Here is a 15717-nt window from a genome sequence, read left to right on the forward strand (position 1 = left end):
CGAGGCCGGAACGCCGCCCGTTCCGTTCACACCGACCGGGGTCTGGCGGACGTCAACACGAGCGGTGGGCCCGCCCTCGACCTCACCTCCGGGGAGTACGGACCGAAGCGCGCCCGGGCCGTCACATCGGCAACCTCCCCCTCGACGTCGCAGCGGACCACCTCCGCCCCTTGGGCCGCGGCCACTTCCCCGGCCGCTCTGCACGCCTCCGCTGCCCCACGGAGCGCTCGATCCGCAGCGGCGAGCGCTGCCAGGTCCGCCGCACCGCCCGCCTTGTGGCGGGCGGCCACCGCCTGTCCGAGCGCGAGCACCATCGCGAAGACCGCGCACAACGTCGCCGTGGTCACCGCCACCCACACGGTCGCCAGCCCACCGTCTCCCTGCCGAGGTCCTCCGGCTGCTCCGCTCACGGTTTCTCCCCCACCGTGTCCTCGGCCAGGGCAACTGCCTCGGCGTTCAGCGTCAGGGCCAGACTCGCCGGCCCTGGCGTCGGTGCCTCGACCCGGACCCTCCACACATCACCGTCCCTCTTCACGGCGATGCGGGACCTGCCCGGCGCCGCCTCTCGCGCGGCGGACACGACCATGGCCTCGGGCTCCGCGCGAGCCGCAGCGCGTGCCCCGGCCCGCGCGGCGTCCACGCACCGGATCTGGTCGGCCGCGGCGGCCAACGCCCAGACAAGTGCCAGTACGAACGCCACCAGTACGGGTACGGCCATGGCGGCTTCCGCCGTGACCGCTCCGAGGTCGGCCGCGCGGCTCCCGGGTGCCGCCCCGGATCGCGTGCCTCCGGACTTCCCCGTCGCGGCCTCAGAACTTCGCATCGAGCGCGTCCTTGATCAGTGACTGCAGCGCCGACAGCACCGCCCCACTGGTCACCACTTTGTAGAGCACCGCCGCGAAGGCACAGGCGGCGATGGTTATCTCTAGGAGTTCATAACCTTCAGGCACATGAGTGCTGGGGCTTTAGATCTCTTATCCTGAGAGGTATCTACGAGGTGTCTGGCACGTTTGGTACGTTCGCGGCTATGCCCCGCGCATACACAGCAGAGCGCGCAATCTCGCCCCGTGACGGGTCGGTGTCGTGGGTGGTCATCTCCTCCGGCTACGAGCTCCACTTGGAGTCAGTTGCCTTCCTGGCGGGTCTCCAGATGGCAGGCCGGTCGATCAACACGGAGCGAACGTACGCGGGCCGTGTTGCCTTGTACCTGTCGTACTGCGTGGATCACGGTCTGGACTGGAGGAAGCCTGGACTGCCGTGGCTGGCCCGGTTCTTGCACTGGCTCGTGGACGAGCCGCTGCCACCGAAGGGCAAGAAGAAGCCGGCGCGACCACGGTTTCGTACGAAGAAGACCGCGAACCACATCATGACGACGGTCTGCGGTTACCTGCGATTCTGCGCTCAGCAGGGCTGGGTGGCACCGGAAACGGTCGCCCAACTGTCCGAGCAGAAGTACCTCGCCTACCTGCCGCCTGGCTACAACCTCGGCGAGGAGGGGCAGTTCCGCACCGTGAGGGCGAAGGTGATCAAATTCGAGGTCGCCGTCGAAGGCTACGAGTGGCTGAATCCCGAACAGTTCGCCCAGGTCCTCGGTCAGACACGGCGGGCCCGGGACCGCTTCCTGGTGGCGATGCTGGGCGGCACGGGCATGCGGATCGGCGAGGCCCTCGGCCTACGGCGTGAGGACATGCATTTGCTGTCGAACTCCGTCGCCCTGGGCTGTCAGGTCGCCGGACCACACGTGCACGTGCGGCGCCGGCAGAACTCCAACGGGGCCCTGGCCAAGGCCCGCATGCCTCGGTCGATCCCAGTGACGGACGAGTTGGTGACGCTCTACGCCGACTACGCTTTCGAGCGGGACCAGGTGCCGGAGGCAGCCGACGTCGACATGGTCTTCGTCAATCTGTTCCGGGTACCGCTGGGCAGGGCGATGACCTATCACAACGCCAAGGACCTGTTCGACCGGCTGGCAAAGCGGGTCGGCTTCCCCGCTCGCCCTCACATGCTGCGACACACCGCGGCGACCACGTGGGTGCGCAACAAGGTTCCGCGGGATGTCGTGAAGGACCTCATGGGGCACGTCGCGGATTCGTCGATGGAGCCGTACGTGCACTCGACTGACCAGGACAAACGTGATGCCGTGGAACGCGTGGCCGCACTGCGGAAGGGCCAGGTGCCAGCGTGAGCGGGAACCTTGCGAGAGTCATCGACCTCGGCGAGCGCTCTGAGATCGACCTGGGTGCGTGGACGGCCTGGCTGAAGGACCAGCTCATCGAGGACTGGCGTCCGGGTGAGTGGGACGGTGAAAAGCTACTGTTTACCGGTGACTTGGAGAGCCCGCGCACCCGCGCCTGGCACTGCATCATCGACTCCTGCAACGCCGTCTCCCGGATCCGGCACGGCTGGTGCACGGGCTGCCGGAAGACGTTCAAGACCAGCGGGTTGAGCGAGGTGGAGTTCAAGGCCACCTACCGGCCGGACCCGAACCGGGTCTACAGCCACACGGACACCTGCACTGTTAAGCGGGACGGGAAGCGCTGCCAGCGCGAGTACCACACCACGGGGTTGTGCCGCCGCCATCACACGGACTGGATCAAGGCGTCCCGGGTGCGGGTACGCCACAAGTTCGGCGGGACACGGAATGAGTGGATACGCGATGTCGCCATCCCCTACGAGGCATTCCCGCCCTGTCTGATCCTGGGCTGCCCCCTGGAGCGGACAACGCTAGAGGGCGGACTCTGCCGGATTCACTACCGCCGCTGGCGGGTTCTGCACGAGTCGGAGGACCGTGTCCCGGACCTGGAGCACTGGCTGCGGCACGAGACGCCGTATCTGTCGGTGCGACAGTTCTCCCTGGCCGCGCTGAGTGACCTGGCCCGCCTGGAGGTGCTCTATGCGCTCCAGCAGCGCGACCAGGTGGCGCCGAATATCGACCCGGCGACTGTCCGGCATGCGCTCGCGCGGCTGGTCGGGGTGGAGAACCTGGTGACGGCCGCGCCGGAGGACTTGGTGCCCGACGAGCTGCGGCAGCGAAACATCAGGATCATGATCCGAGACTTGGCCTGGGAGGTGGCACAGGGCTACGACCGGTTCCGCGGGATCGACCCGACCGAGAAGGTGGTTTGGGACAAGAGGGCCACGGCCTTCTTGTCGCCCGCCCGGCGTGCTGGGAAGTCGACCGGCCGTGCGGGCTCGGTGGACTTCTCCGTGGTCACCCAGCCCTGGCTGCGGGAGGCGCTGATGGAGTGGGCCCGCTCGACCCGCCCAGAGAGCAAACGGTTCAAGACACACCTAGCGGCCTGCACGATCGCATCGAGGGTGCTGAGCCGGCAGCCGGGCGGCGGAATGGACCCCAGTGCCGTCCGCTTCGCGGACATGACCTTGGTGGTCGAGGCGATGAAGCAGCTGAAACGGGCGGACGGGGTCACTCTGCTGGGAAGCAAGTCCCAAAGGGACATCCTCGCCGGGCTCTACACGATCCTGGACTTCGGCCGCAGTGCCGGTCTGCTGGAGACGCTGCACGGCACATTCGCCCGCCACAGCTCGCACCGGATCGTCGTCGAGGAGAGCAACGAGGACGAGATCGGCAAGGCCGTCCCCGAGTCCGTGATCCATCAACTCGACACCCACCTAGACGCCATGGGGCGAGACTTCTCCTACAGCGGGCTGGAGCCGGACGCCATCGGGGCCATGTTCCAGACCGCCTACCAGGTGCTGCGGGACACCGGCCGCCGCCCGCACGAGGTCTGCGGCCTCAAGCGCGGCATGCTCGAGTTCATTGGTGGCGACTGCTTCCTGATCTGGAACAACCAGAAGAGCAAGCGACACCGGCGCCGGCTGCCGATCGACAAGGACACCAAGGAGATCATCCAGGCGTGGGAGGAACGCCGCAACGGCCTGACCGTGCCTGCGGAGAGCGCTCCGTACCTGTTCCCGGCGATCACCGGGCTCGGACGGCACCCTCACCTGACGACAAACAACTTCTCGCGGGCCCTGCGGCTGTGGGTGGACTCGATTCCGGAGATCCATTCCGAGGGCACCGCACGGGACGGCAGCCCGGTCCCCTTCGACCGCGCCAAGATCTACCCCTACGCCTTCAGACACTCCTACGCTCAGCGTCATGCGGATGCAGGCACCCCGATTGACGTGCTGAAAGAGCTGATGGATCACCGGAGTGCCGATACCACGGCCCGGTATTACAAGGTCTCCTTGAAGCGGAAGAAGGAGGCGGTGAAGGCGATGCGGCTACGTGTCGTGGACCGCCACGGCAACCCTGCCCCGATGGCATCGAACAAGGCCTATGAGATGCGATCGGTGGCGGTGCCGTTCGGCGGCTGCACCGAACCGTCCAACGTCAAGGCGGGCGGACACGCCTGCCCGATCCGTTTCCAGTGCGCCGGCTGCGGCTTCTACCGTCCCGACCCGTCCTACCTGGCAGCGATCGAGGACCAGATCCGGGATCTGAAGGCGGACAAGGAAACCGCGCTGGCCATGGACGTGGACGAGTACGTCATCCGCAACATTCAGGACCAGATCAACTCGTTCAAGAAGATCGCTGCGAACATGCAGGAGCAGGTCGAGGCCCTTCCCGAGCAAGAGCGAGAGGAAGTAATGGAGTCCGTCAAGCTCTTGAGGAAGTCCCGGGCCGCCCGGGGCCGCATGCTTCCGCTGACCGTGATCAACCGCAACGAGTCGAGCGCATGACGACCAAGCGCACTCCGCGTGAGGTGCTGGCGGAGTCCCGCCGCCGCGACAGCCGGGAGAAGCGGGCGAAGGTGCTGGCGGTTGTGGACGAGATGGTGGACCGGGGCGACGCGGTGACGTTCGCCGCGGTCGCAAAGGCGGCCGGGGTGTCGAGCTGGCTCGTCTATGCGGAGGGCGTACGCGAGCACATCGAGGCTGCCCGAAAGCGGCAGGAGGGTCAGCCACGGCGCGAGGCTCAAGTGGGCCGGTCATCGAGTGCGGCGAGCCTGGCCACCGATCTGGAGCTGTCCAAGCAGCAGGTTAGCGCTCTGAGAGCCGAGCGGGATCAGCTCAAGGCGGCGCTTCAGAGGCAGCTCGGGCACCAGCTGGATCAGGTCGGAAACGCCGATCTGGTCGCGAGGGTGGATGAACTCACTCGACAGCACGAGGAAATTACGGCCGAGCGCGATGTGCTGCAGAGGGACAAGGCCGATCTGGAAGAGCGTCTGTCCGAGACTGAGGAGGACCTCGCCGCGGCCAGGTCCAGCCTGCGCCGGATGATCCGTGCGGAGAACGTGGCCCCAGAGGCAATCGATTGATCCTTGCGTCGCTTATCCGCACCCTCACTCCCGAGGCGTTGAGGCGATGGCTGCGGCTAAGCGTCGAAGGGGGTCTTCGCTACCTCGCGTAGGCGGGTCAGAGCGGTAGCGACTTGTTGGCCGAGGTCGGTGAGCCGGTAGGTGATGGTGACCGGCCGGGTCGCGGTCACGTTCCTGGATACCAACCCGCGTTCCTCCAGATCCGCAAGGCGGCTGGAGAGCACACGGTTGGAGATCCCGGAGACGGCTTCCTGGATCTCACCGAATCGTCCCGAGCCGTCGACGGTATGCAGTGCCAGCAGGATGTGCATCGTCCACCGGGCCGAGAGAGTCTGAAGGAGGTCGCTCTCGGCCCGGGTCAGCGGGGTGCTGCTGTTGCCGGCGGTCAATGCCGCTCCTTCCTCGGCGGTGGCACGAGCTTAGAAGGGGGGCTCCTCTTCAGTCTCTACGGTGTCGAAGAGTTTGGCGTCCTTCTTCGTGTCCGCTTGCGGCTCAGGCTTCGGAGCGTGTTCCTTGAGCATGACCCACTTGCGGGTTTCGGTGCTGCCGGGCTCCGTCCGCGGTACGGACTCCCAATTGTTGGGGTAGAGGCGATCCAATGCCTCCTTGACCAGGCCAAATCCCCAATCCTTCGCCGAGTCGGTGCGCTGTGCATGAGCAGGCGCCTTCTCTGCGAGCAGGAAGCCGATCCGGCCCCACTTGATCCCTTCAGGGGTCTGGATCTTCCGCTGAAACTCGGGTTTGTCCCTCAGGTGAGCAATAGCGATGGCGGTGTCGTCAGCCGCCGGGGCGTCCCCGTCGTCGGGGGTGGGTCCTTCATTCTGGGGGTGGCTGGCGGCCAGGCTGGCCGAAGCGGCCCGTGCTTCGGAGCGGCGTTCCTCGACGGCGGTGCGGGCCTGGGCGGCGAAGCTGGCGGGGGCCGGGAGCGCGTAGTCGGGGTCGGCCATGTCGTAGGAGTCCTCGAAGCTGAGGACTCGGACGGAGACGGGGTAAGGGCGTGAGTGGCGGTCGGTGCCGGGGGCGCTGGACCAGTAGATGCCGTTGCCGACGAGCGGCTCGTTGAGCAGGGTGGCCAGCAGGTCTTCGGAGAAGTGGGCGTTGGCCTTCTTCAGGGAGAGCAGGTCGCCTTGCGAGAGCAGGTGGAAGACGAAGAAGTTGTCACCCTGGCTGAGAAGTTCCTGGGGAAGGCTGCCGGGCTGCTGGGTGATCAGCAGGGCGCCGAGGTCGTACTTGCGGCCTTCCTTGACCCAGGAGACGAAGGGGCCGTCTTCGCTCTGGCTGGAGCCGCCGAGGACGGACTGGGCCTCTTCGATGACGGCGATGGTGGGGATGGACTTCGGTTCGGCCTCGGTGAACTGGTTCTGGTTGTGCTCGAAGATGTCGCCAAGGATGACGCCGGCGAGCTGGAGTCCCTGGGATCCGCGCATCTGGGAGATGTCGACGACGCACAGCTTGCCCTGGGACAGGCAGTCCTTCAGTGCGCTGAGTAGCTGACTGTCGGGGTCGTGCAGGGCGTTGACGACGCGGGTCATGTTGCTGACAGCCGCGTTAGCCTCCGCTTCCTGGCCGACTTCGAGGTTGAGGATCTCGCGGATCTGGTCGCGGTCGGCGCCGTACTTGTCGCGGTGGATCAGGTCGACGAGGCGGCTCCACTTGGGGCCGTTGAGGGACTTGAGCTTGACGACGTTCTGCTGGTCCTGCTTCTCCGGGGGCAGTGCGATGCCCAGGACGCGGGATGCCTGCAGTTCCTTAATGTTCATCTTGACGCCGTTGACGACGAAGGACTGGTAGAAGGGGCTCGGACCCTTGCGGTTGGTGAAGACGACGAGCTTGTCGCGCAGATGGGGAACGTCGCACAGGGCCGGGCGGCCCTTGAAGTCGGGCCAGAAGTACTCGCCGTCCGGGTCGAAGATGACCGTGCCCACCGGCGCTTCCCCGTTGCGTCGCGGGACCGTGGGCTGTTCCTCATACAGGGCGGAAAAGAGCAGCTTGACGAGGTTGGACTTGCCGAAGCCGGCGCGGGCGAAGACGAAGCTGCGGCGGGCGACGAGCTTGTCGATCTGGAAGGTCGGCATGATGGTCGGCTGCTGGATCTGCATCCAGGAGGTGTCGCCGACGCGCTTGTCGTTGCCGGCGTAGACGAATTCGCCGAAGGCGAGGTAACCGATGGGGACCGCACCTCCGTCGGTGTCGTTGGCATTGACGACCTCGGCGAGCAGGTCGTCGCCCAGCAGCGCGACCTGGGCCCCGACATGGGGGAGGCGGCGGTGGCTGGGAACGAAAATGAGTTTGTCGCCTTCCTGGCGGAGCACGCCGAGGATGCGGATGTCGACCTTGTACTTCAGATAGCGCTCACGCAGTTCGTCGGGGATAGGCCGCTGGTCGCGTACCGCGCGGGTGGCGTAGTCCTCGCCGATAGGAGAGACGAGGCGCCCCTGGGAAGAGATGGTGGTGATCCGTCCGAGGATCGCCTCCTGCTCGTGTTCGAGCTGGACGAGAACGAACTGGCCGTGCATGGCCATAGTCTGGAAGTCGTCGTGGTGCGGCAGGACGAGATCGGCGTGGAACTCCATGCCGCTTTCGGCGAAGCCGCGGAAGGTTCCGACGATTTTGTCGCGCTCGAACAGGCTCATGATGGTTCGTGACTCCGCAGGATTCAGAACGGGCAGGGTGCGTTACTCGTAGCGGCGGGCGGCCACATCGGAGGCCAGTCGCAGGGCGTCGATGACCGGGGCCTTGTCCTCGCCGACTTGGTCGCGGACGGCGTCAACGAGCTGGTCTTCGATGATGTCCATGTCCAGGTCGGCGACGCGGGAGTAGCTGTCGGCCTGCTGGATGCAGTTCGGGTAGAACGGGATGGGGAAACCGGCCACCGCGTCGGCCTGCAGGTAGCCGAAGATCGCCTGGGCTTCCTTGTCCTGGCGGGACATGACGTCCACGGTCCAGATGGGGTCGCCGGAGTGCGGGCCGAAGCGCACGAAGTACATCGATCCAATGTTGAACTTAGGCTTCTCGCCCGTGGAGTCGTCCTCGATGTCCCGGGTGTATTCGTCCCAGAGGTACACCTCGTCCAGCATCGCGGCGGGGACCTTGGCGAAGCAGGGGGAGCCGTTGTTGAACACCCCCGAGAGCGACATCGCCAGCCGGTAGTACTCCAGGACCTGGGTGTTCTTCGCCAATCCCACCAGCCACACCCTGCGCCGGTCCTGACGCCGGATGCGCTCTATAGCGTCATACATCAACTCGCCCATTTTCACGAACAGTTCGCCCTTGAAAATCTTGGCGCGGAGCAGGCCGTCGCGGACGATCAGTGTGTCGACCGCATAGTCGCGGTGGCAGATGAGGTCGTACAGCGTGGCCCATTCGCACAGGTCGCGGAAGACCTGCACCCAGCTGGGGGACTTGCCGGACATCATCGGGGAGAGGTCCTGGAGGCGTTCGACGCCCAGGCCGTGCATCATCCGGCCCAGCGCGGTGCGAGGGCTGCCGTCCTCGTGGAACTGGTGGCGGCCCAGGGCGTCGATGTCGGAGATCGGGGAGACCACCTCCATGCACAGCTCTTTGCCGCTGGAGTCCACGACACGAACGACCTGGAGGTAGAAGGGGTTGAAGGCGACCTTGTTGTTGCCCCCGTCGGATGCCATCAGCGCGACCGATGTCGCCGCCCTCGGCTTGATCACCCTGACCTCGGAGCGGATGGCGTGGGTCTGCTCGACCAGCTTGTCCAGCTCCGCGCGGCCAGCTTCGACCTGTTCCCCGATCAGTTGCTTGAGCTGCTTGATCTGGTCCGCGTCGAACATGCGCTTCTCCCCAACACCACGCTATGACTGTCACAGGTGAGTGGTTCACTCATCTGGCCCACACAGCATGCCACGGGGCACTGACAATCAGTTATGAAGTTGTGGGAAGTAACCGGGTTACCTGCTCAACGGGGTAGTCCGACCAGATCGGCGATCAGGTCGATCTCGTCGACGGCGGAACCGGCCTTGCCGAACTGCTCGGCCTGCCGCTTGCGCTTCGGTGGAACGCCGGCCTGGCGGACTTCCCTGACGACCCATCCAGCCTTCGCCTCCTTCACGGAGGCCACCAGCATGGCCTCTGGGTCGGTGCGGGCCGAGGGAAGGGCTCCGAAGCGGATCGCGAGCCGGGCGCCCTGGTTGCAGCGGCGGGCGGCGGCGGCCCATACCTCGGCAAGCGCCTGGATGAAGGACTCCTGGTTTGGCTGGCGAGCGATCTGCCCGTGGGTGCCGTAGGGGACCTCCGCAGGGCCGCCGAGAAACCAGGAACGCAGCCACTGGTCGGCCACGTAGGTGCGCATGCCGTAGTACGGAGGCGAAGTGACGACCAGATCGAACTTCTGTCGCAGGCCGTTGAGGGTCGCGACGGAGTCGCCCAGGTAGACCTTCCCGCCGTGGGCGAGCGGGGCTGCGTCCAGCAGCCGTGCGGCCCGCCGCTCGATGACCTCCAGGGTCGGGATACGTACCGGCTTCATACCGCGTGTGGACCAGTACTTCACCGCGTAAGCGGGCTTGGAGGCGTAGGTGCGCGGCATCTGGTTCGACAGGTACGAGGGGAGGTTCTTGTTGCGGGGGCCATGCAGGATGCCCAGCAGGACAGCCCGCAGCATGGCCGCCGTAGGCGTGGTCATCTCCAGCAGTACCTCGCGCAGTGTCACCAGCTCACGCAGCGTCTCCCGCTCGAAGCACCACTGCCAGAAATCGCCCTCGGGTACCTCGCCCCGAGAGTCGCCGTCGAGGATCTGCCGGGCGAGGCGGACCACCGCGCCAGGCGTGACCTGGATGAGCTTGGCCTGGGCGATGACGGCGGCCACCGGATTGATGTCGATGCCTACCGACGGCAGTCCTGCCAGACGCGCTGCATACAGCGTGGTGCCCCGTCCGCAGAACGGGTCCAGCACTCGGGTGGCCTCGGGGTGGGCGGCGAGCTGCTGGAGCGGGAAGTCCAGCGGGAACATCGTGTAGTACGGGCAGACGGCGTTCAGCCGCAGCGCGTCCTCAGGCCAACTGGGGGAAGGGGCCGCCGCGTTCACCGTCATGGGGTAATGATACAGGTATAGTTACACCCATGTCACGGAGGAGGCTTGATCCCGACGCACGGCGGCGCGGGCAGATCCTGGCCTCCCGCCTAACGCAGGCTCGGCGGAATTCCGGGCGCTCGGCTGAGGCCGTCGCCCGCAGTGCGGGGATCTCCGTCGAGACCGTGCGCAGTATCGAAAAGGGACGTACGTCCACACCGGAGTTCTTCACCGTCGCCGCTCTGGCCACCGAGCTGGGAATTTCGCTCGACACGCTGTACGCGTCCGTCCGCCTACCTCCCCGAAGCGATCTTCGCGGCGCCGACGACCCTAGCGTCGACACCTCGGACTGAACCAGCCCTTGCGACCTGCGAACTCCGCTCTATGGAAGGGGTGTTGTCAGTCCCGCACGGTATGTTGCTGCCGGGCCCGGGCCTGCTGAGATGCCGCAGAAACCCGGGAAACGGGGTGGGGTGCACAGTTGGCGTGAAGCACGAGCCCTCCTGGCGGCCGCACGCTGGCGGAAACTATCCACAGGCTCGACCAATTTAAATCTTCGGCATGATCTTTCCCGGAGCCTCCAGTCCGGCTGAGGCCAGGCGCCTCCATCGGATCACCCCTCCTGTAGCCGTGCGCACAAAAACGTGCCTTACGTGCCTCACGTCAGATCAGCCGCTCGACCTGCTAGGGCACTTGACAACCCTAGATAAACCAGGTCCCCACCGCGTACTCGGACGTCGTCATCCCGCGGTCCGCACGGCGGTTGCCGGCCAGTCGGTCACGCCGGTCGGCCCAGGTGCGCCGCACCGCGCTCCACGCCCGGCCCATGTTGCTCTTTCCCATCGTTCCCCCTGCGGTCTCGGCCCGCGTGCCGTCACACGGGCAATGCACACGGTGTTTCTCGTACGGTGATCGAAAGGGCACCCGGAAGGGCCCAGCGGTATTCCCGGTCTTGGCACCTCAGCGGCCCTCCAGCAGGCCCGTGGCCAGTCCGATCACCACCGGCGCCACCCCGACCGCCAGAAAGGCGGGCAGGAAGCAGAGCCCGACCGGCGCGGTGATCAGCACACCCGCTCGCTGAGCGCGCGCCACAGCAGCGGCGGCGCGCTCCGCACGCATCTCGTCGGCCAGCCGGGCCACGGGTTCCGCCGCCGGAGCTCCCGTCGCTCCGGCCCGCTCAAGGCAGACGGCCAGTGGGCCGGCACCTGGTATCGCTCCGAACCGCCCCCACGCATCAGCGGGTTCACCACCGAGCCTGAGCTCGGCGGCCGTGCGGGCCAACACGTCGCCGACCGGGCCGCCCACGGACTCTCCGACCGCTTCCGCGGCCTCCCGTGGTCCCGCCCCCGCCGACATACAGGCAGCCAGCAGATCCGCCGCGAGCGGCAGTTGCCGGGCGACCGCGGCCACCTCCGCCTTGTCGGCCGCGGACCGGACGCCACCGCCGGAACGCGCCCGGCGCCACACCCCGTAAGCCGCCACCAGGCCGACTCCGCACCCAGCCAACCCGCCTACGAGTACCCAGCCGGTCACCAACACCCCCACGGGTGCCGCCCACAGGCGGATGTGGGGGACGCATGCCCCTGGCCGATTCCACCATCGAGGCTTCCGCCCGCTGGGACGGGTCGCCGTGACACGCCTGCCACGCCGGAGGACGGCCCGCTGCTTCCGCCACCCGGCCAGCGCGTGCGCGAGGTACACGGCTGCCCCCACTGCGACACCCCCCGCCGCCAGCCGGTGGAACACCTCCGACGACCCGTTCACGACGCCTCTCCCGCCCGCACGATGCGAGACGCCCAGAACAGCCCCGCCCCCTCCAGCACGCCACCTGCCGCCAGGCACACGAGTCCACCCGCACTGTGGAGAAGCACCCCCAGCGGATCGGCCCCCAGGGCCGTCCCCAGTCCGAGGCCCACCACCGGAAGCAACGCGAGCACGAGGACCGTGGACCACGCGCCCGCGAGCTGCGCCCTCAGCTCCTCCCGCCGACGTCTGTCGGCCCGCAGCGCCTTCTCGAGTCGTGCCAGACCTGCCGCGAGACCGGCTCCACCGTCCGCCGCCACCTGCCAGCAGGCCGCCATACCCGCGAGCCCGTCCAGGCCCGGTCCCGCCGACGCCCTGCGGAGTTCACCCGCCACATCGCCGCCGAACCGGGCGGCCGCGACCACGGCGGCCTCTCCCGCACCGAGCGCGCCGGCCTTCCGAGGGGCGGCAAGCAGCGCCTGCCCGGGTTCCCTCCCGGCCCGCAGCGCGCCCACGACCGTTCCGCACAGGGCCATCACCGCGTCGGCCGCAGCCTCCCTCGCGCAGCGCGAGGACCGGCGCCGCAGCCAGCGCCGCACCAGCGGCACCGCGACAGCCCCGGCGACCAGCGGCAGAACGGACTCGCCGACGACAGCGAGAAGCAGCGCCAAAGGAGCGCACAGCCATTCACGCCGTTCGTCGAGGTGTGTCCGGGCCCCGGCGTAGCGGTCCGCGAAGCTCCGGCGCGAGGGACGCCCACCGGGAAACATCACTCGTGCCCGTCGAACGGCCGGCTCATGGGGCACGGCCAGGCAGCCTGCCAGACCCGCGCCGATCGCCATCACCAGCGCCACGACATGTACCGCGGGCTGGGCAGCCGCCGTCACGGCGTCTCCCCGATCAACAGTGCCAGTTGCCCCCAGCCCCGCTCCCGGACGAACCCCTGATACCCCCAACGAAGCGCGGGGACAGTGATCACCAGACCTGTCGGGTCCCGCTCGAGTACGTGGACCGCGGAGAGGCGTCGCCGTCCACCGCGGTCCCGCACCAGATGCACGACCACGGAGAGTGCGGCCGCCACCTGGCTGTGCAAAGACGCCCGGTCCAGGCCCGCGGCCGTCCCCAGGGCCTCCAGTCGTGCCGGAACATGCTCGGCCGCGTTGGCGTGCACGGTGCCGCATCCGCCCTCATGGCCGGTGTTCAGTGCCGCGAGCAGCTCCGTCACCTCACCACCCCTCACCTCCCCCACCACCAGGCGGTCGGGGCGCATCCGCAACGCCTGGCGCACCAGGTCCCGGAGGGTCACACAGCCCGCTCCTTCCTGATTGGCGGGTCTCGTTTCCAGGCGCACCACGTGCGGGTGGTCGGGGCGCAGTTCGGCCGAATCCTCGGCGAGAACGATGCGCTCCGTGCCGTCGACCGCTCCCAGAAGGCTGGAGAGCATGGTCGTCTTCCCCGCTCCGGTCCCGCCGCTGATCAGGTACGAGACCCTGGCCTCGACGAGCGCTCGCAGCAATCGGTCGCCGTCGGGCGGCACCGTCCCGGCTGCCACCAGCTCCGCCAGGGTGAAGGCCCGCGGCCGTACCACGCGCAGGGACAGGCATGTCGAGCCGACGGACACCGGCGGCAGGACGGCATGCATCCTCGTACCGTCCGGAAGCCTCGCGTCCACCCAGGGCCGTGCGTCGTCCAGCCGTCGCCCGGCCACCGCCGCCAGCCTCTGAGCCAGTCTGCGGACCGCCGCCGCGTCCGCGAAGGTGACCCTCGTCAGTTCGAGTCCACGGCCGCGGTCGACCCAGACCCGGTCCGGCGCGGAGACCAGTACATCGGTGACCGCCGGGTCCGCCAGCAGCCTCTCCAGAACACCGGTGCCGACCAGCTCGCCCCGCAGTTCCTCCGCGGCACCGAGAATCTCCGCATCGCCGAGCAGGCGCCCCTGCTCCCGCAGGGCCGTCGCCACTCCTGCTCGGGTGGGTTCGGTCCCGCTTCGGGCAAGACGCTGCCGCACGGCGTCCAGCAGCGCGTCCGTCATGAAGAACCGCCCCGAGCCCGCCCCGTCCCGGCGATGCCAGTGCTGTCCGAACCGTCCGCCGCGTCCCAGAACGCGGCACAGAAGCGGGCCAGGGGGCCTCGGGCGTCGCCCCCCGGCGGTACGCCTCCGTCCTGTGCCGCCGGGAGGCCCGATTCCACCGGGAGGTCCCCCACGAGGGGCCTGCCCAACGCCCCTGCCACCCAGTATTCGTCCAGGCCGGCCGAGTAGGGCCCACGAGCGACGATCCGTAGATCCCTCAGGACCCTCCCGGCGGCGGACGCCACCTGTGTGGCCGCCGCGACCGCTCGTAGTTCGCCTGGCACCACGAGCAGGCCGACATCCAGTTGCGCCAGAGCTTCCGTCACGCTCTCGTCGATCCGGCGCGGCAGATCCACGACCACCACACCACCGAGCCGACGTGCCGCCGCGAGCACCGCCCGCATGGCATCCGGGGGGATCGACACACCGTCGTCCCGTCCCCAGCTGAGTACGCGCAGCCCGTGGATGGACGGCAGTGACTCCTCGAGGGCGCCGGCCCCCACCCTTCCCTTGGAACGGGCGAAATCCGGCCATCGCATGCCCTGCGACTGTTCGCCACCCAGCAGGACATCGATCCCCCCTCCCAGGGGGTCGCCGTCGATCAGCATCGTCCGCCGGCCGGACCCGGCGGCCGTCACGGCGAGCGCGCAAGCAAGCGTGGACGCTCCGGCTCCACCTCGCCCACCCATCACACCGACCGTCAGGGCCGGGCGGCCGACACCCTCGGCAGCGTTGGCGATCTGGTCGACGAGCCAGCCCTCCGAATCGGGCAGACGCAGCACGTACTCAGCCCCGATCTCCACCGCGCGGCGCCACACGTCCGGGTCGTCCTGATCGCGCCCGACGAGCATCACACCGCGCCTGCGGGCAGCTCCGCGGCATCGCGCGGCAGCGTCGTCGCCTACCAGGACCAGGGCGGCCGCCTCCCAGCCCCGCCCGGCGTCAGGAGCCCCGTGACGCACTTCGGGCACAGCTCCCGCCGCCGCACACAGCCTCAGCAGGTCATCCAGCAGCTCGGCGTCCTCGGTCACGATCAGCGGCCCGCTCCGCGGCCCTCCCGCGACCACGGAACCCTCTCGCGTGCAGGTTTCCGCCATCTTCTCCGCCCTCTTCTCACTGCTCTTCCGTACGGTTCGCGGTGATCTCGGGGTGGTCCGAGAGGCGCGATTCCGGAACCCACGGACTTCGTGGGCGGAATCAACATGCACCGACCCGGGAAAAGATGTCGATCTTGCTCAAAAACTGTGGACAAGCTCGAGATTGTGAATATCTCGGTAGCTCGTACAGGCGACATTCACAGCGCAGCGCTTTCGCTACCCAGTGTGACCATGCATGCTCGGAGCAGGAGGAGAACCGAGGGCCGGGCGAGGAGGCCGGGCCGGAGGGAGGGGCTGAGCCGCGGCGCCGGAGGCGGCAGAAACACGTCCGGACATGCGACGACCCCCGCCGGGGGGGAGAGCGGGGGTCGTCCCCACGGGCCGACTCGGGGGGGGGAGGAGCCGGACCGGGGTTAGCACGGTCGCGAACGATCCGTGACTTCCATGGTGTACCCGACGGCCTTCTGAGGCAAACCCACCCGCCGGATT

General features: G+C 68.0%; 15 protein-coding genes and 1 pseudogene. 4 read left to right on the forward strand and 12 right to left on the reverse strand.

The features are described from left to right. Nucleotides 1-26: 26 nt before the first annotated feature. From ABZ371_RS02150 to ABZ371_RS02160, 3 genes and pseudogenes are all read right to left on the reverse strand, one after another. Nucleotides 27-515 (reverse strand): Rv3654c family TadE-like protein, encoded by a 489-nt coding sequence (locus tag ABZ371_RS02150; protein WP_358672667.1) that lies wholly within the window; start codon nucleotides 513-515, stop codon nucleotides 27-29. Then, a complete protein-coding gene (locus tag ABZ371_RS02155; protein ID WP_358672668.1) occupies nucleotides 407-823 on the reverse strand; it encodes a TadE family type IV pilus minor pilin in 417 nt (138 codons plus the stop codon). The genes ABZ371_RS02150 and ABZ371_RS02155 overlap by 109 nt, the downstream gene beginning before the upstream one ends. Continuing rightward, a pseudogene (locus tag ABZ371_RS02160) lies at nucleotides 810-920 on the reverse strand (DUF4244 domain-containing protein); the annotation flags it as partial. The pseudogene ABZ371_RS02160 and the gene ABZ371_RS02155, both read right to left, overlap by 14 nt. A 197-nt stretch (nucleotides 921-1117) precedes the next feature. Here ABZ371_RS02160 and ABZ371_RS02165 point away from each other — a divergent pair. From ABZ371_RS02165 to ABZ371_RS02175, 3 genes are read left to right on the forward strand one after another with little or no spacing between them, the layout of a single operon-like run. After that, on the forward strand, nucleotides 1118-2185 hold the full coding sequence (locus ABZ371_RS02165) for a tyrosine-type recombinase/integrase (RefSeq protein ID WP_358672669.1): 1068 nt from the start codon (nucleotides 1118-1120) through the stop codon (nucleotides 2183-2185). Continuing rightward, entirely contained in the window at nucleotides 2182-4704 is a 2523-nt protein-coding gene (locus tag ABZ371_RS02170; RefSeq protein ID WP_358672670.1) for a site-specific integrase, read from the forward strand. The genes ABZ371_RS02165 and ABZ371_RS02170 overlap by 4 nt, the downstream gene beginning before the upstream one ends. Next, the gene (locus ABZ371_RS02175) at nucleotides 4701-5282 is read left to right on the forward strand and encodes a DUF6262 family protein (RefSeq protein ID WP_358672671.1); all 582 of its coding nucleotides are present in this window, start codon (nucleotides 4701-4703) and stop codon (nucleotides 5280-5282) included. The genes ABZ371_RS02170 and ABZ371_RS02175 overlap by 4 nt, the downstream gene beginning before the upstream one ends. 56 nt (nucleotides 5283-5338) lie before the next feature. Here ABZ371_RS02175 and ABZ371_RS02180 read toward each other — a convergent pair whose 3' ends face one another. From ABZ371_RS02180 to ABZ371_RS02195, 4 genes are all read right to left on the reverse strand, one after another. Continuing rightward, nucleotides 5339-5671 (reverse strand): helix-turn-helix domain-containing protein, encoded by a 333-nt coding sequence (locus ABZ371_RS02180; protein WP_358672672.1) that lies wholly within the window; start codon nucleotides 5669-5671, stop codon nucleotides 5339-5341. A gap of 30 nt (nucleotides 5672-5701) precedes the next feature. Beyond that, complete coding sequence (locus tag ABZ371_RS02185; RefSeq protein ID WP_358672673.1) at nucleotides 5702-7915, reverse strand: DUF87 domain-containing protein; 2214 nt, start codon at nucleotides 7913-7915, stop codon at nucleotides 5702-5704. A gap of 42 nt (nucleotides 7916-7957) precedes the next feature. After that, nucleotides 7958-9082, reverse strand: a complete 1125-nt coding sequence (locus tag ABZ371_RS02190) for a hypothetical protein (protein WP_358672674.1) — start codon at nucleotides 9080-9082, stop codon at nucleotides 7958-7960. 125 nt (nucleotides 9083-9207) lie between these two features. Further along, nucleotides 9208-10338 (reverse strand): site-specific DNA-methyltransferase, encoded by a 1131-nt coding sequence (locus ABZ371_RS02195; protein WP_358672675.1) that lies wholly within the window; start codon nucleotides 10336-10338, stop codon nucleotides 9208-9210. A gap of 29 nt (nucleotides 10339-10367) precedes the next feature. Here ABZ371_RS02195 and ABZ371_RS02200 point away from each other — a divergent pair, with 29 nt between their 5' ends. Continuing rightward, on the forward strand, nucleotides 10368-10670 hold the full coding sequence (locus ABZ371_RS02200; protein ID WP_358672676.1) for a helix-turn-helix transcriptional regulator: 303 nt from the start codon (nucleotides 10368-10370) through the stop codon (nucleotides 10668-10670). A 349-nt stretch (nucleotides 10671-11019) separates the two neighbouring features. Here ABZ371_RS02200 and ABZ371_RS02205 read toward each other — a convergent pair whose 3' ends face one another. The 5 genes from ABZ371_RS02205 to ssd form a co-directional block, all read right to left on the reverse strand. After that, nucleotides 11020-11160, reverse strand: a complete 141-nt coding sequence (locus ABZ371_RS02205) for a DUF4244 domain-containing protein (protein WP_358672677.1) — start codon at nucleotides 11158-11160, stop codon at nucleotides 11020-11022. A gap of 117 nt (nucleotides 11161-11277) precedes the next feature. After that, nucleotides 11278-12051, reverse strand: coding sequence for a type II secretion system F family protein (locus ABZ371_RS02210; RefSeq protein WP_358672699.1), 774 nt, complete (start codon nucleotides 12049-12051; stop codon nucleotides 11278-11280). A 26-nt stretch (nucleotides 12052-12077) separates the two neighbouring features. Next, entirely contained in the window at nucleotides 12078-12902 is an 825-nt protein-coding gene (locus ABZ371_RS02215; protein ID WP_358672700.1) for a type II secretion system F family protein, read from the reverse strand. Nucleotides 12903-12943: 41 nt separating this feature from the next. Further along, nucleotides 12944-14092: a TadA family conjugal transfer-associated ATPase gene (locus ABZ371_RS02220; RefSeq protein ID WP_358672678.1), complete on the reverse strand. Its 1149-nt coding sequence runs from the start codon at nucleotides 14090-14092 to the stop codon at nucleotides 12944-12946. Further along, nucleotides 14089-15228 carry a septum site-determining protein Ssd gene (gene ssd, locus ABZ371_RS02225; RefSeq protein ID WP_358672679.1) on the reverse strand — a complete coding sequence of 380 codons (1140 nt, stop codon included), beginning with the start codon at nucleotides 15226-15228 and terminating at the stop codon, nucleotides 14089-14091. Before ssd ends, ABZ371_RS02220 begins: the two co-directional genes overlap by 4 nt. Between the last annotated feature and the right edge of the window lie 489 nt (nucleotides 15229-15717).

The sequence above is a fragment of the Streptomyces sp. NPDC005899 genome (genome assembly GCF_040629645.1).
Taxonomy (GTDB): domain Bacteria; phylum Actinomycetota; class Actinomycetes; order Streptomycetales; family Streptomycetaceae; genus Streptomyces.

Excerpts from the sequence above, each read along its gene's own strand:
- ABZ371_RS02155 (WP_358672668.1), bottom strand. The coding sequence starts at position 823 with ATGCGAAGTTCTGAGGCCGCGACGGGGAAGTCCGGAGGCACGCGATCC.
- ABZ371_RS02175 (WP_358672671.1), top strand. The coding sequence starts at position 4,701 with ATGACGACCAAGCGCACTCCGCGTGAGGTGCTGGCGGAGTCCCGCCGC.
- ABZ371_RS02185 (WP_358672673.1), bottom strand. The coding sequence starts at position 7,915 with ATGAGCCTGTTCGAGCGCGACAAAATCGTCGGAACCTTCCGCGGCTTC.
- ABZ371_RS02190 (WP_358672674.1), bottom strand. The coding sequence starts at position 9,082 with ATGTTCGACGCGGACCAGATCAAGCAGCTCAAGCAACTGATCGGGGAA.
- ABZ371_RS02195 (WP_358672675.1), bottom strand. The coding sequence starts at position 10,338 with ATGACGGTGAACGCGGCGGCCCCTTCCCCCAGTTGGCCTGAGGACGCG.
- ABZ371_RS02200 (WP_358672676.1), top strand. The coding sequence starts at position 10,368 with ATGTCACGGAGGAGGCTTGATCCCGACGCACGGCGGCGCGGGCAGATC.
- ABZ371_RS02205 (WP_358672677.1), bottom strand. The coding sequence starts at position 11,160 with ATGGGAAAGAGCAACATGGGCCGGGCGTGGAGCGCGGTGCGGCGCACC.
- ABZ371_RS02215 (WP_358672700.1), bottom strand. The coding sequence starts at position 12,902 with ATGGCGATCGGCGCGGGTCTGGCAGGCTGCCTGGCCGTGCCCCATGAG.
- ABZ371_RS02220 (WP_358672678.1), bottom strand. The coding sequence starts at position 14,092 with ATGACGGACGCGCTGCTGGACGCCGTGCGGCAGCGTCTTGCCCGAAGC.
- ssd (WP_358672679.1), bottom strand. The coding sequence starts at position 15,228 with ATGGCGGAAACCTGCACGCGAGAGGGTTCCGTGGTCGCGGGAGGGCCG.